A 14,071-nucleotide genomic window follows, 5' to 3' on the forward strand; every position below is an offset into this window, starting at 1 on the left:
GCGAAAAGCGTGGGGGCTTAATTAGTGTCTGAACTCCATAAATTCATCTTTGACGGTTTGCCCGTGCGCGGCATGCTGGTGCGCTTGACCGGCTCCTGGCAGGAAATCCTCAAGCGCCGGGAAGCGGCAGGCGGCTATCCGGCCGAGGTTACGAACCTGCTGGGGGAAATGACGGCGGCCGGCGCCCTGATGCAGAGCAACATCAAGTTCAACGGCTCGCTGATCCTGCAGATTTTCGGCGACGGACCGGTCAAGCTGGCCGTGGCCGAGGTGCAGCCCGACCTGAGCCTGCGCGCCACCGCCACGGTGACCGGCACGGTGGACCCGGGCAGTTCGCTGAGCCAGCTGGTCAATGTGAACAACCAGGGGCGCTGCGCGATCACCCTGGACCCGAAAGGCAAGCTGCCGGGCCAGCAGGCCTACCAGGGCGTGGTGCCGCTGTACGGCGACCAGCGCGAGAAGATCGAAAACCTCGCCGAGGTGCTGGAGCACTACATGCTGCAGAGCGAGCAGCTGGACACCAAGCTGATCCTGGCGGCCGACGGCAATGTGGCCGCGGGCCTGCTGATCCAGCGCCTGCCGGTCAAGGGCCAGGGCAACCTCGAAGGCCAGATAGACCGCGACGCCAACGAAGACCAGATAGGCGTCAACGAGGACTACAAGCGCATTGCGATGCTGGCCGGCACGCTCAAGCGCGAAGAGCTGCTGGGCCTGGATGCCGACACCATTTTGCGCCGCCTGTTCTGGGAAGAGCAGGTCACGCGTTTTGAGCCGGTGACGCCCAGCTTTGCCTGCAGCTGCTCGCGCGAGCGCGTGGGCGGCATGCTGCGCAGCCTGGGCGCCGACGAAATCGAGAGCATTATTTCCGAGCGCGGCAAGGTGGCGGTCGACTGCGAGTTTTGCGGCGCGCAGTATGAATTCGACCCGGTGGATGCGGCGCAGCTCTTCACCAGCCAGACCAACCAGCAGCCGCCGACCTCGACGGTTCAATAAGCGGCGCGCTGCGCCAGCAGGTCACTCAGCAGGCGGTGTTCGCAGGCCGGGTCGCTGCATTTGTCGCAAACCCACACCCAGGCCTTGCTCCGGCCGGCCGGTGCCTGTTTCCGCGGCAGCGATCCCGGCAGCAGGCGCTCAACGGCGGCCAGCGCCTGGTCCAGGCGCTGCGGGGCGTTTCCATAGAGCACGCAGTAAGCCGTGCCGGCGGCGGCCAGGGCCGACCGTATGGACTGGTCGGCGGCCTGCCGGGCCGCTTCGGCCGACTCCAGCCCGCACAGCAGCGTCAGGCCATAGCCGGCATGGTCGGCATGGCCGGCTGCGCCGCCTGAAGGCGCGGACGGGTCCGTCACGGCCACCTGCGCATCCCGGCCCGCGTCCTGGAGGGCGCGCTCCAAGTCGGAGGCCAGCTGCTGTTTTCCGGTCGAAGGGGCGCCGGTCACGGCGATTTTCAGCACGGTCAATCCGTCAAGCGCGCCGGCAGGCCTGCCCCAAGCCTACTTGGTGACCTGCACGAAGATTTCATTGGGCTTGACCATGCCCAGCTCGCTGCGGGCTTTTTCCTCGACCATTTCCAGGCCTTCCTTCAAGTCCCTGACTTCCGCCGTGAGCTGGTCGTTGGCGGCCTGGGCCTGGGCGTTCTTGGCTTGCTGCTCGGTCAGCCGGTGCTGCATCTCGCGCACGCTGGGAACGCTGCCCCGGCCCACCCAGAGTTGCGCATGGAAGATGACCAGCAGCGCAATCAGGACGGCAGGGACGAGTCGGTTTCCCACGTGCGGTTCAGTGCTTAGCGCAGGTTGTAAAAGGCGGCGCGCCCTGGGTAGGACGCAACGTCACCGAGGTCTTCCTCGATGCGCAGCAGCTGGTTGTACTTGGCCATGCGGTCCGAGCGCGAGAGCGAGCCGGTCTTGATCTGGCCGGCGTTGGTGCCCACGGCGATATCGGCGATGGTCGAGTCCTCGGTTTCGCCGGAGCGGTGCGAGATCACGGCGGTGTAGCCGGCGCGTTTGGCCATCTCGATGGCGGCGAAGGTCTCGGTCAGGGTACCGATCTGGTTGATCTTGATCAGGATGGAGTTGGCGATGTGCTTGTCGATGCCTTCCTTGAGGATCTTGGTGTTGGTGACGAACAGGTCGTCGCCGACCAGCTGCACTTTTTTGCCGAGCTTCTCGGTGAGGATCTTCCAGCCGTCCCAGTCGCCCTCGGCCATGCCGTCCTCGATGCTGATGATGGGGTATTTGTCGACCCAGGTGGCCAGGATGTTGGTCCACTCTTCGGCCGAGAGGCTCAGGCCTTCGCCGGACAGCACGTACTTGCCGTCCTTGTAGAACTCGGAAGCCGCGCAGTCCAGGCCCAGGGCGATCTGCTCGCCGGCCACATAACCGGCCGCGGAAATGGCTTCCAGGATCATCTGGATGGCCGCCTCGTGGCTGGGCACGTTGGGGGCGAAGCCGCCCTCGTCGCCGACGGCCACGCTCATGCCCTTGTCGTGCAGGATTTTCTTGAGCGCGTGGAAGACTTCGGCGCCGTAACGCACGGCTTCGCGAAAGCTCGGTGCGCCCACGGGGATGATCATCAGTTCCTGCAGGTCCAGGTTGTTGTTGGCGTGCGCGCCGCCGTTGACCACGTTCATCATGGGTACGGGCATCTGCATGGCGCCGCTGCCGCCGAAATAGCGGTACAGGGGCAGGCCGGCTTCTTCGGCGGCGGCGCGGGCCACGGCCATGCTGACGGCCAGCGTGGCGTTGGCGCCCAGGCGCGATTTGTTGTCGGTGCCGTCCAGGTCGATCAGCGTGCGGTCCAGGAAGGCCTGTTCGCTCGCGTCCAGGCCCAGCACGGCTTCGGAGATTTCGGTGTTGATGTGCTCGACCGCCTTGAGCACGCCCTTGCCCAGGTAGCGCGACTTGTCGCCGTCGCGCAGCTCAATCGCTTCGCGCGAACCGGTGGAGGCACCGGACGGAACGGCCGCGCGGCCCATGACGCCGGACTCCAGCAGCACGTCGCATTCAACGGTAGGGTTGCCACGGCTGTCGAGAATTTCGCGGCCGACGATATCAACAATTGCGCTCATTTAGGCTCTTTCAAAAATCGGAAAAACAAAGATAAAAAAACAAAAACGGTTACACACCTTCGACCAGCACCATGCGCATGACGGCAATGCCCTGGCGTGACTGGCGCGCCGCTTCGTATTCGGCGGATTCATTGAAGGTGCGGGCCTGCTCCACGCTGGGGAACTTCAGCACTACGATGCGGCTGGGCGTCCAGTCGCCTTCCAGTACTTCGATCTTGCCGCCGCGCACGCAAACTTCGGCGCCGTGCGCCTGCATGGCAATGCTAGACAGCTTTTTGTACTGTTCGTATTGTTCGGGGTTCGTAACCGTCACGTTGGCGATGATGTAGGCGCTGGGCATGTGGGCTCCGGAAACAGGTTGGGGACGCTTGCTATCTTGAACAGTGCTGTTGCCACTGCGGGGTCAGCGGGGCAGGGCGCGGGATGACGTGCACCTGCCGGTATGGGGCTTGCGCCTGTTCAGGCAGCAAAATTGTTTTCAAGGAAGCCGTTGCGTTTGGTGACCCGGTCCAGCTCAAGCAGCGTTTCCAGCAAGGCCTTCATGTGTTTGAGCGGCACGGCATTGGGGCCGTCGCACAAGGCCTTGGCCGGGTCCGGGTGGGTTTCCATGAACAGGCCAGAGACGCCGACGGCCACCGCGGCACGCGCGAGCACCGGCACCATCTCGCGCACGCCGCCGCTGCTGGTGCCTTGGCCGCCGGGCAGCTGCACCGAGTGGGTCGCGTCAAACACGACCGGTGCGTTGGTTTCACGCATGATGGCCAGGCTACGCATGTCGCTGACCAGGTTGTTGTAGCCAAAGCTGGCGCCGCGTTCGCAGGCCATAAAGTTGTCTTCCGGCAGGCCGGCCGCCTTGACGGCCGCGCGCGCCTTGGTGATGACGTTCTTCATGTCGCCCGGGGCCATGAACTGGCCTTTCTTGATATTGACCGGCAGGCCGGACAGCGCGACGGCGTGGATGAAGTCGGTCTGGCGGCACAGCAGGGCCGGTGTTTGCAGCACATCGACGACCTTGGCAACCTGGGCGATCTGGTCTTCGGAGTGGATGTCGGTCAGCACCGGCACGCCAATGTCCTTTTTGACCTTGGCCAGAATCTCCAGTCCTTTCTCAGTGCCCAGTCCGCGAAAGGCCGTCTCGCTGGTGCGGTTGGCCTTGTCGAAACTGCTTTTGAAGATGAAGGGGATGCCCAGTGAGGCGGTGATTTCCTTGAGCGTGCCGGCGGCGTCCATCTGCAATTGCTCTGATTCCACCACGCAGGGGCCGGCGATCAGGAAAAACGGTTGGTCAAGGCCGATGTCGAATCCACAGAGTTTCATGTCAAGCCACCGCCTTCAACGGCTTGGCCGCGGGTTTGCCGCCCTGGCCCGCGCTGGCCCGCAGCTGGAGCACGGCCGCGATGTAGGCATTGAACAGCGGGTGGCCGGCCCAGGGCGTGGATTTGAATTCGGGGTGGAATTGCACGCCGACAAACCAGGGGTGGACGTCCTGCGGCAGCTCGACGATTTCGGTGAGCTGCTCGCGCTGGGTCAGCGCGGAGATGACCAGGCCCGAGGCGCGCAGGGCGTCGAGGTAGTTGACGTTGGCTTCGTAGCGGTGGCGGTGGCGTTCGGTGACCACGTCGCCGTAGATCTTGTGGGCCAGCGTGCCGGGTGCGACGTCGGAACTCTGTGCGCCCAGGCGCATGGTGCCGCCCAGGTCGGACTTGGCGTCGCGCGTCTTGATGGTGCCGTCGGCGTCTTTCCATTCGGTGATCAGCGCGATGACGGGGTGCGGCGTCGCGGGGTCGAACTCGGTGCTGTTGGCGTCCTTCAGGCCGGCGACATGGCGCGCGAACTCGATGGTGGCGACCTGCATGCCCAGGCAGATGCCGAGGTAAGGCATCTTGTTCTCGCGCGCGAAGCGGGCCGCGCAAATCTTGCCTTCGACACCGCGCACGCCGAAGCCGCCCGGCACCAGCACGCCGTCAAAGCGTGCCAGGCGCGAAACGTTGTCCGGCGTGATGGTTTCGGAGTCGACGTACTCGATGACCACCTTGGCATGGTTTTTCATGCCGGCGTGGCGCAAGGCTTCATTGAGCGACTTGTAGCTGTCGGAGAGGTCGACGTACTTGCCGACCATGGCGATGTGGACTTCCGTCTGCGGGTGCTCGGTCTCGTAGACCAGGTCGTCCCAGCGCCGGAGGTTGGCCGGCGGCGTGTTCAGGCGCAGCTTGTCGCAGATCAGGCCGTCCAGGCCCTGCTCGTGCAGCATGCGCGGCACCTTGTAAATCGTGTCCACGTCCCACATGGAGATCACGCCCCATTCAGGAACGTTGGAGAACAGCGAGATCTTCTCGCGCTCTTCGCTGGGGATGGGGCGGTCCGCGCGGCACAGCAGCACGTCGGCCTGGATACCGATTTCGCGCAGCTGCTTGGCGGTGTGCTGGGTCGGCTTGGTCTTGAGTTCGCCGGCGGCGGCGATCCAGGGCAGGTAGCTCAGGTGCACAAAAGCGGTGTTGTTGGCGCCCAGGCGCAGGCTCATCTGGCGCACGGCTTCCAGGAAGGGCAGGGACTCGATGTCGCCGACGGTGCCGCCGATTTCGACAATGGCCACGTCGACGGCATCAGGTGTTTCATAGCCGGCGCCGCGCTTGACGAACTCCTGGATTTCATTGGTGACGTGCGGGATGACCTGCACGGTCTTGCCGAGGTAGTCGCCGCGGCGTTCCTTTTCGAGCACGCTTTTGTAGATCTGGCCGGTGGTGAAGTTGTTGGCCTTGCGCATGCGCGTTTCGATGAAACGCTCGTAGTGGCCCAGGTCCAGGTCGGTTTCGGCGCCGTCGTCGGTCACAAAAACCTCGCCGTGCTGGAAGGGCGACATCGTGCCCGGATCCACATTGAGGTAGGGATCGAGCTTGATTAAAGTGACTTTGAGGCCTCGCGATTCCAGGATCGCAGCTAAGGAGGCTGAGGCGATTCCCTTGCCCAGGGAAGACACCACACCGCCGGTGACGAAGACAAATTTGGTCATGTCAGGTACGAACCGCAAGTTCGTAGAGGTGGTAAACGGAGATTATACGGGTTGCCCGCCGGGTTACCCCTTGCAGGGGATACTGAATTTCAGCCCAAAGCCGTTTCCGGCTTTGCCGGGGCGCAGGCGCAGCGCCCCAATCCCAGTGAAAGGGGCAGCGCGCCGTAGGCTCGAAGCGAAAAGCGTGGGGGCCTTGTTCAACTGAGATACATTGCGGAACATGACACATCAAGCGCAAGCTGCGGAGAACGGTATGCAGCCAGAAGAGGCCCTGGACCTGGCCGGCAAACACATCGTGCTGGGCCTGTCGGGCGGGATCGCCTGTTACAAGGCGGCCGAGCTGTGCCGGGCCCTGATCAAGGCCGGCGCCACGGTGCAGGTGGTCATGACCGAGGCGGCCGAGCAGTTCATCACGCCCGTCACGCTGCAGGCCCTGAGCGGCCGGCCGGTCTACACCAGCCAGTGGGACAGCCGCGAAGACAACAACATGGCGCACATCAACCTGTCGCGCGAGTCCGACGCCATCCTGGTCGCGCCCATGAGCGCCGACTTCATGGCCAAGCTGCTGCACGGCCGCGCCGACGACCTGCTCAGCCTGATGTGCCTGGCCCGCCCCATCGACAAGGTGCCGCTGCTGGTGGCGCCGGCCATGAACCGCGAGATGTACGCCCACCCGGCCACGCAGCGCAATTTTGTGCAGCTGGATGCCGACGGCGCCACGGTGCTGGGCGTGGGCAGCGGCTTCCAGGCCTGCGGCGAGACCGGCGACGGGCGCATGCTGGAGCCCGAGCAGATCCTCGAGGACCTGGTGGCCTTTTTTGCGCCCAAAGTGCTGGCCGGCCAGCGCGTGCTGGTCACCGCCGGCCCCACCTATGAAGCCATAGACCCGGTGCGCGGCATCACCAACCTGTCCAGCGGCAAGATGGGTTTTGCCATCGCGCGCGCGGCGCGCGAGGCGGGCGCCGAGGTCACGCTGGTCGCCGGCCCGGTGAGCCAGCCCACGCCGCGCGGTGTGACCCGCATCGACGTGAGGTCCGCGCAGCAAATGCTGGACGCCGTGGCGGCGCGCGCCCAGGCCGCCAGCGTCTTCATCGCCACGGCGGCGGTGGCCGACTGGCGGCCCGCCGCGCCGTCGGCCCAGAAGATCAAAAAAGACGGCTCCGGCCAGGCGCCGCAACTTGCGTTCACCGAGAACCCGGACATCCTGGCCACCGTGGCCCAGTCCGCCCAAGCGCAGGCCGGCCGGCTTTTCTGCGTGGGTTTCGCGGCGGAAAGCCAGGACCTCGCGGAAAACGCCGAGGCCAAACGCCTGCGCAAAAAAGTGCCGCTGCTGGTCGGCAACATCGGCCCCGACACCTTCGGCCAGGACCATAACGCGCTGCTGCTGGTGGATGCGCAGGGCAGCAAAGCCTTGCCCCGGGCCTCCAAGCTCTCGTTGGCGCGGCGGCTGGTGGGCGAGATCGCGGCCAGGATGGCGGATACCCCCAAAGGGAAAACGGCTGCACCGTGAACCTTCCTTCCAACACGCCGCCGGACGGCGATTTTGTGGCTTACGTGGAGCGCCTGACCCATGCGAATACGCATGCGCCGGCCGAAGCCCGTGAAGACCGGCTCAAGCCCCAGGACAAAACCGCGCCGCGCACGCCATCTCCGGCAAACATCGCTGCGCCATCCGACAAGCCCGCGCCAGTCGCCGCCACGGTCGCCGCCTTTGCCACCCACGTCAAATGGGTGGTTATCCTGTGGATCGCCACCCAGGTCTTGTCCGAGGTGGTGCCCGGCGCCGGTTTCCTGTTCCTGCCCGCGCTGCTGGTGTACGGCGCGTGGGCGGTGTTCCAGGCCAACCGCCGGTCATCCGGGGCGCTGCTCCAGCGCCTGCGTGAACTGGCGCAGCAAGCGGCCGAAGAGGCCCAAAAGGCTCAAAAAAATCAACCTCCGAAGAAAAAATAGTTCATGCACATCGACGTCAAGATTCTCGACCCGCGCCTTCAGAACAACCTTCCCACCTACGCCACGCCCGGCAGCGCCGGCCTGGACCTGCGCGCCTGCCTGGATGCGCCGCTCACGCTGGCTGCCAACGCCTGGCAACTGGTGCCCACCGGCATCGCCATCTACCTGCACAACCCGGGCTATGCCGCGCTGATCTTGCCGCGCTCGGGCCTGGGCCACAAACACGGCATCGTGCTGGGCAACCTGGTGGGCCTGATCGACAGCGATTACCAGGGCCAGCTGATGGTCAGTGCCTGGAACCGCAGCGACGTGCCCTTCACGATTGAACCCATGGAGCGGATCGCGCAGCTGATGATCGTGCCCGTGGTGCAGGCGCAGTTCAATGTGGTGTCCGAATTTCCCGCCAGTGAGCGCGGGGAAGGCGGCTACGGCTCCACCGGCAAGGCCTGAGCCCGGCACTCCGGGCCGCCGTGCGCAGGGGTGGGGGTTTTCCTACAACCCCTGCAACAAGGCTCCCACGCCACCACAGGCCCAATCCCCACCTGGGAAGGCGCGGGCCGCATCCTTAATAAGCCATGAGAGTCCATGCGCCTGTGGTGCCGGGATCTCATGACTTACCAACAGGAGAGACTCATGCGAAACACATCCCGCTTTATTTCATCTGCGTCCGTGGTGCTGGCGCTGGCCGCCCTTGCGGCCTGCGCACCCATGAACCCGCCGCCGACCTCCGACGCGAATTACCCACCCGCCTATCCCAATACCGCCAGCTACCCCAACCAGACCTATCCGGCTGGAACCTACCCGGCAGGGACCTATCCCGCCAACCAGCAGAACCGCTATGTCGAATACGGACGCGTCAGCAATGTCGAAGTGTTTCGCACCCAGGAACAGGCCAGGAGCTCGGGCGTAGGTGCCATCCTCGGCGGTGTGGCCGGCGCGGTGGTGGGCCACCAGATCGGCGGCGGTACGGGCAAGGACGTGGCGACGGTTGTCGGCGCAGTGGGCGGCGCCGTGGCTGGTAATGCGATTGAGAAAAACCGCAATCCTGGTGCGGTTCGCGAAACCTACCGCGTATCTGTCCAGCTCGACAATGGCACCGGCCGTGCCTATGACGTGCCTTCCACCGGCGACCTGCGCATAGGCGATCGCGTGAGGATTGAGAACGGCCTGCTGTACCGGATGTAAGCAGCCGGGGTTGTCAAAAGGCGGCGGCATGCCGCCGCCTTGACCTTAGTGCAGGGTGCCGCTTCCGGGCGTGAGGGGCTCGAGCTTGAAGAAGCCGGTGCCCAGCGAGCCCTGGCCGATTTCCTCTTCGCTTGCTTCACGCACCGACTCGACCTTGACCGCCAGCCGGATGGCGATGCCCGCCAGTGGATGGTTGCCGTCCAGCACCACGTGCTCGGGATAGATTTCGGTGACCGTGTAGATATGGTCGTGCGGTGCCGCTCCGCTGACACCTTTGGGCAGGGCCGCGCCGTCGAAGGTCATGCCTTCTTCGAGTTCGGCAGGGAAAACCTTGCGGGGCTCGAGAAACACCAGGTTCTCGTCATAGTCACCAAAGGCGTCTTCGGGCTCCAGGTGCAGCTCAAGCTTGTCGCCGGCTTCACGGCCTTGCAGGGCCTGCTCGATCTTGGCCAGCAGGTCGTCACCGCCCATCAGGAACTCGATGGGCTCATCCAGTTCGTCCAGCACATCGCCCAGGGTGTCTTTCAGCGTCCATGTCAGGGCTACGACGCATTGCGGGGTGATTTTCATCCGACAATTGTCCCATGGATGTAAACCAATCTCTAGCGCTCCTTGCCGGCCTGAGCCCGGCGCAATTCATGCGCCGCCACTGGCAAAAAAAGCCGCTGCTCGTGCGCCAGGCCCTGCCCGGATTCCAGCCTTTGCTGAGCCGCGTGGCCTTGTTCAAACTGGCCGCGAGCGAACAGGTGGAGTCGCGCCTGATCGTCCAGCAAGCCAAGGGCTGGCGCATGAAGCAGGGGCCTTTTGCGCCGCGCGGCCTGCCGCCGCTGAGCCAGAAGGCCTGGACCCTGCTGGTGCAGGGCGTGGACCTGCATGACGCCGGGGCGCACGAGCTTCTGCAGCAGTTTCGTTTTGTTCCCGATGCGCGGCTTGACGACTTGATGATCTCGTTCGCCACGGCGGGTGGCGGCGTGGGGCCGCACTTTGACAGCTATGACGTGTTCCTGCTGCAGGCCAGCGGGCGGCGGCGCTGGAAGATAGGGCGGCAAAAAGACCTGAGCCTGCAGGAGGGCGTGCCGCTGAAGATTCTGCGGAACTTCGAGCCCGAGCAGGAGTTTGTGCTGGAAGCCGGCGACATGCTTTACCTGCCCCCGCGTTATGCCCATGACGGCATTGCCGAAGCAGCGGTGTCGGGTGACGGCAAGGCGGCCGACTGCATGACCTATTCAATCGGCTTCAGGTCGCCGGGGCGCGGCGAACTGGCGGCAGAGCTGCTGCAGCGCCTGGCGGAATTCAGCGAGGACGACAGGCAGGCGGATGCCCCTGTGGGGCGCCGCGCAGCCAAAGCCTCCGAGATCTACCGTGATCCCGGGCAGGACGCCACGGCCACCCCGGCGGCCTTGCCGGCAGAGCTGGCCACCTTTGCCAGCCAGGCCGTGCAGGAGGCGCTGAAAGACCCCCTCGCGCTGACCTGCGCCCTGGGCGAGTACATGACCGAACCCAAGCCTTCCGTGTGGTTTGACGAAGCCGACTATGAATGGGATGCCGAGGCCGCGCGGGCCGGCCGCGCGGGAGTCAGGCTGGATGCCCGCACCCGGATGATGTATGACGCCGACCATGTGTTCATCAACGGGGAGAGCTACCGCGCCAAAGGCGCCGATGCGACGCTGATGCGCCGGCTGGCTGACGGCCGAGGCCTGGCGCCGCATGAACTGCGCAAGGCCGGCGCCTCCGCGATGGCCTTGCTGGGCGACTGGCACGATGCCGGCTGGCTGCGGCAGGAGCCGTGCGCGGATTCCTGATCGGCCCAGCAACTGTTTGCCACCTTTGCCAAGGAGATGCTCCATGGAAACCGACACGACACCCACCCCGCCGCAGGCCTTGCCGGAAGGCCGTTTCAGCGGGCGCACCGACTTCACCGAGATGATCCGCCAGGCTTTTTCCGCGGCGGCCCAGCAGGGCTGGCGTGAAATCATCGTCTGCGACCCGGATTTTGAAGACTGGCCCCTGGGGGAGCGCGCGGTGGTGCAGGCCTTGAACGACTGGTCCAAAACCGGCCGGACCTTCACCATGCTGGCCAGGAACTACGACGAGGTGCTGCGCCGGCATGCGCGCTTCGTCACCTGGCGGCGAACCTGGGCCCATATCGTGGAATGCCGGGCCAACGCGTCGGCCCCGGCCGATGACCTACCCAGCGCCTTGCTGGGGCCGGGCTGGGTCTTTGAGCGCCTGGACCTGCAGCGCTGCACGGGCATGGCCGGGTCCGAGCCGGCGCGCCGGGTTGCGCTCAGGGAGCGGCTCAATGAAAGGCTGCTGAAAAGTTCGCCGGCCTTCCCGGCCACCACCCTGGGCCTTTAAACGCAAGGATTGCGCAAGCATCGCATGGGGCCCGTCATACGGTCACGATTCGTCGACTAAGGGTTTCCGGACTTGTAATATCCAGCATATAATTTAAAGCTGGGTAGAAAGAGCTCGAGTCCTTTCCCCGGTCAAAAATAACTTGAATTCCGGTTTGGGTTTCTTTTGACAATTTCCGGAAATTGTTTTCTTAAATATCATCAAGGATCGAAAAAATGAACAAGTCCCTCGTTTTGGCAGCTATCGTTGCCGCTGTTGCACTGGCTGCTTGCGGCAAGAAAGAAGAAGCCGCAGCACCTGCACCAGCCGCTGCAGCTCCTGCACCTGCTGCTGAAGCTTCCGCACCTGCCGCCGCTGCATCCGCACCCGCCGCTGCCACGTCCGCTGCTCCGGCTGCTGATGCTGCCGCCGCTGCCGCTGCTGCTACCGCTACCGCAGCTCCTGCAAGCGCCGCCAAGTAATTCTTCAGTGAATTGAAAAAGCCGCCGCAAGGCGGCTTTTTTTTGCCCTTTTTTTCGCCCCATCGTGTTCTCGGCGGGTACCCCGGCCTCAAACCGAAAGCCAGGGCGTTCCGGTGTCGGGCGCGGCCACGACGATGTCGTCCGCCCCGCAACCCAGGGTTTCGGCCATCAGCGCCTGCACCAGCGCGGGCCGGTTGTTCTGCACGCTCAGGTGCGCGGCCACCAGGTGCCTGAAACGCCCATGAACCAGGGTACGGGCAATCTCCACCGCCGCGGCATTGGAGAGATGGCCGTACTGGCCGCCCACGCGCCGCTTTAAAAAGGGCGGATACGACGACCGCGCCAGCATGTCGGTGTCGTGGTTGCACTCCAGCATCAGGGCGTCGCAAGCCATGAGATGCGACATGACATGGGTGGTGGCGTGGCCCAGGTCGGTCAGGATGCCGAGCTTGGCCGAGCCGTCGGTGCAACTGAGCTGCAAGGGCTCCCTGGCGTCGTGCGGCACGGTAAAGGGCGTGAGCTGCAGGCCTCCCAGTTCTATGGCTTTGCCGTCACGCGCGGTGTGCAGCAACCCGTCGAAATCCGGAGCTCCTATGGCGGCATGCGTGCCGTGGCTCATCCAGACCGGGATGCGATAGCGCAGGGCCAGTGAGCGCGCGCAGCCGATATGGTCGCCGTGTTCATGCGTGATGAACACGGCATGGATGTCCTCGGGCTGCAAGCCGGCTTCACCAAGCCGGTAAAGCAGGTGTTTGAGGCCCAGCCCGCAGTCGACAAGAACCCGCGATGGTGCGATTCCCGCCGCTTCGACCACGGTGGCATTGCCCGAACTGCCACTGCCCAGGCTTTTAAACCTCAACATGGGCGTCGCAATCCGTGGCCGGGGCGGTCGGGCGGCAAGCCCGGATTATTTGAGGTCGTCGGCGATCACCTGCACGATGCGCTGGGCATTGGCCGACGATTCGGCGGCGCCTTGTGCATTGAGGACGGAAACCGTGGTGCTCTCGCCCTGGCTCTTGACGGCGATACGGTACTTCAGGGGCGGCGTGGCGGCCGGCGATCCGCTGAACAGCTTGCTGAAGAAGCCGGGCTCGGTCTTGTTCGCGACGGGCTCGACGTAGCGCACGAAGTAGGTGCCCTGGCTGCGGTCGCGGTCTTCAACGGTAAAGCCGGTGCGGTCCAGCGCGAGGCCGACCCGGCGCCAGGCGCGGTCAAAACCTTCGTCGATCTGCACGACAGGCAGGTTGTTGACCGTGGCGATGCGCGAAGTCTGCTTGGTGGCGCCCGCGGCCACCAGGGCCTTGGACTGCTCTTGCGACACGCCCAGCTTGACCATCAGGCGGCGCAGGAATTCGGCTTCGAGTTCCGGATCGGCGGGACGGGGCTGCCAGACCGTGCTGTCGCCGGAGGAACTGCCGGATTTTGCGCCGGTAATCACTTCAACCATGCCGCGGTGGCTGACGTAAATTTCGGTGCCGCCATCAGGGCGGCGCTCCAGGCGCGTGCGGAACTTGTCGCGCTCGCCGGTCGAATAGAGGCCGTCGAACACCTTGCCCAGCGCGCTGCGGATGAAGTCCTGCGGCAGCTTGGCCCGGTTCTCGGCGAAGTCGGTTTCCATGATGCCCAGGTTTTCCTGGTCCTGCGCGAGCAGGAAGCCGCTTTCCAGCCAGAAGTCGCGCACAGGGCCCCAGAGCTTGTCGGCGGGCCGGTTCACGACCAGCCAGCGCTGGCTGCCCGCGCGCTCGATACGCACGTCGCCGACGGCGGTGGCGGCCGTCTGCACGGCCTGCGTGGGCTGGCCCACCTGGTAGCTGCTGGCGGACACCGCCGTGCCGGGCACCACGTAACGGGTGTCGCGGCTGAGCTGGGTCAGGTCCGGGGGAATGTCCAGCGAGGGGCCTTTGGTGCCGCTGCTCTTGTAATCGACGCGTTCACCGTCCATCACTTCGCGCAGGGAGGAGCAGCCGGCGAGCAGGCCGAGGGCGACCAGCGCGGACACGGCTGCGGCGCTCCGGGCTTTTGAAAATGCAGGACGTGTTGGCG

17 protein-coding genes are annotated in these 14,071 nt (G+C 64.9%); 8 read left to right on the top strand and 9 right to left on the bottom strand.

Annotation, left to right across the window (positions count from 1 at the left end):
* Positions 1-24: 24 nt before the first annotated feature.
* Positions 25-993, top strand: coding sequence for an Hsp33 family molecular chaperone HslO (gene hslO, locus AC1D09_RS19405; protein WP_007873224.1), 969 nt, complete (start codon positions 25-27; stop codon positions 991-993).
* On the opposite strand, the gene AC1D09_RS19410 is transcribed toward hslO, so the two are convergent.
* From AC1D09_RS19410 to AC1D09_RS19435, 6 genes are all read right to left on the bottom strand, one after another.
* Positions 987-1,451, bottom strand: a complete 465-nt coding sequence (locus AC1D09_RS19410) for a hypothetical protein (RefSeq protein ID WP_477701182.1) — start codon at positions 1,449-1,451, stop codon at positions 987-989. The genes hslO and AC1D09_RS19410 overlap by 7 nt on opposite strands.
* Before the next feature lie 39 nt (positions 1,452-1,490).
* The gene (locus AC1D09_RS19415; RefSeq protein ID WP_074576952.1) at positions 1,491-1,766 is read right to left on the bottom strand and encodes a septum formation initiator family protein; all 276 of its coding nucleotides are present in this window, start codon (positions 1,764-1,766) and stop codon (positions 1,491-1,493) included.
* Between the two features lie 14 nt (positions 1,767-1,780).
* Entirely contained in the window at positions 1,781-3,064 is a 1,284-nt protein-coding gene (eno, locus tag AC1D09_RS19420; RefSeq protein WP_007873230.1) for a phosphopyruvate hydratase, read from the bottom strand.
* 49 nt (positions 3,065-3,113) lie between these two features.
* Positions 3,114-3,404: a DUF1330 domain-containing protein gene (locus AC1D09_RS19425; RefSeq protein ID WP_477664396.1), complete on the bottom strand. Its 291-nt coding sequence runs from the start codon at positions 3,402-3,404 to the stop codon at positions 3,114-3,116.
* A 119-nt stretch (positions 3,405-3,523) separates the two neighbouring features.
* The gene (gene kdsA / locus AC1D09_RS19430) at positions 3,524-4,381 is read right to left on the bottom strand and encodes a 3-deoxy-8-phosphooctulonate synthase (RefSeq protein ID WP_477664395.1); all 858 of its coding nucleotides are present in this window, start codon (positions 4,379-4,381) and stop codon (positions 3,524-3,526) included.
* Between the two features lies 1 nt (position 4,382).
* Positions 4,383-6,074, bottom strand: coding sequence for a CTP synthase (locus AC1D09_RS19435; RefSeq protein WP_477664394.1), 1,692 nt, complete (start codon positions 6,072-6,074; stop codon positions 4,383-4,385).
* Positions 6,075-6,327: 253 nt separating this feature from the next.
* Between AC1D09_RS19435 and coaBC the strand changes: the two genes are divergently transcribed.
* The 4 genes from coaBC (at position 6,328) to AC1D09_RS19455 (ending at position 9,209) form a co-directional block, all read left to right on the top strand.
* Positions 6,328-7,584, top strand: a complete 1,257-nt coding sequence (gene coaBC, locus AC1D09_RS19440; protein WP_477664393.1) for a bifunctional phosphopantothenoylcysteine decarboxylase/phosphopantothenate--cysteine ligase CoaBC — start codon at positions 6,328-6,330, stop codon at positions 7,582-7,584.
* A gap of 35 nt (positions 7,585-7,619) precedes the next feature.
* Entirely contained in the window at positions 7,620-8,024 is a 405-nt protein-coding gene (locus AC1D09_RS19445) for a hypothetical protein (protein WP_477664392.1), read from the top strand.
* Between the two features lie 3 nt (positions 8,025-8,027).
* Positions 8,028-8,474, top strand: coding sequence for a dUTP diphosphatase (dut, locus tag AC1D09_RS19450; protein ID WP_074576942.1), 447 nt, complete (start codon positions 8,028-8,030; stop codon positions 8,472-8,474).
* Between the two features lie 183 nt (positions 8,475-8,657).
* Positions 8,658-9,209, top strand: coding sequence for an outer membrane lipoprotein (locus AC1D09_RS19455; protein ID WP_477664391.1), 552 nt, complete (start codon positions 8,658-8,660; stop codon positions 9,207-9,209).
* Between the two features lie 45 nt (positions 9,210-9,254).
* On the opposite strand, the gene AC1D09_RS19460 is transcribed toward AC1D09_RS19455, so the two are convergent.
* Entirely contained in the window at positions 9,255-9,779 is a 525-nt protein-coding gene (locus AC1D09_RS19460) for an FKBP-type peptidyl-prolyl cis-trans isomerase (protein WP_477664390.1), read from the bottom strand.
* A gap of 14 nt (positions 9,780-9,793) precedes the next feature.
* Between AC1D09_RS19460 and AC1D09_RS19465 the strand changes: the two genes are divergently transcribed.
* From AC1D09_RS19465 to AC1D09_RS19475, 3 genes are all read left to right on the top strand, one after another.
* Complete coding sequence (locus AC1D09_RS19465; protein ID WP_477701183.1) at positions 9,794-11,011, top strand: cupin domain-containing protein; 1,218 nt, start codon at positions 9,794-9,796, stop codon at positions 11,009-11,011.
* A 43-nt stretch (positions 11,012-11,054) separates the two neighbouring features.
* Positions 11,055-11,567, top strand: coding sequence for a hypothetical protein (locus AC1D09_RS19470; protein ID WP_477664388.1), 513 nt, complete (start codon positions 11,055-11,057; stop codon positions 11,565-11,567).
* Between the two features lie 246 nt (positions 11,568-11,813).
* Positions 11,814-12,044 carry a hypothetical protein gene (locus AC1D09_RS19475; RefSeq protein ID WP_477664387.1) on the top strand — a complete coding sequence of 77 codons (231 nt, stop codon included), beginning with the start codon at positions 11,814-11,816 and terminating at the stop codon, positions 12,042-12,044.
* A gap of 72 nt (positions 12,045-12,116) precedes the next feature.
* On the opposite strand, the gene AC1D09_RS19480 is transcribed toward AC1D09_RS19475, so the two are convergent.
* Together AC1D09_RS19480 and bamC are read right to left on the bottom strand one after the other, a co-directional pair.
* Positions 12,117-12,890, bottom strand: a complete 774-nt coding sequence (locus tag AC1D09_RS19480) for an MBL fold metallo-hydrolase (RefSeq protein WP_477664386.1) — start codon at positions 12,888-12,890, stop codon at positions 12,117-12,119.
* A 45-nt stretch (positions 12,891-12,935) separates the two neighbouring features.
* A complete protein-coding gene (gene bamC, locus AC1D09_RS19485; protein WP_477664385.1) occupies positions 12,936-14,027 on the bottom strand; it encodes an outer membrane protein assembly factor BamC in 1,092 nt (363 codons plus the stop codon).
* Positions 14,028-14,071: the final 44 nt, after the last annotated feature.

Source organism: Polaromonas sp. P1_A2, assembly GCF_056406895.1.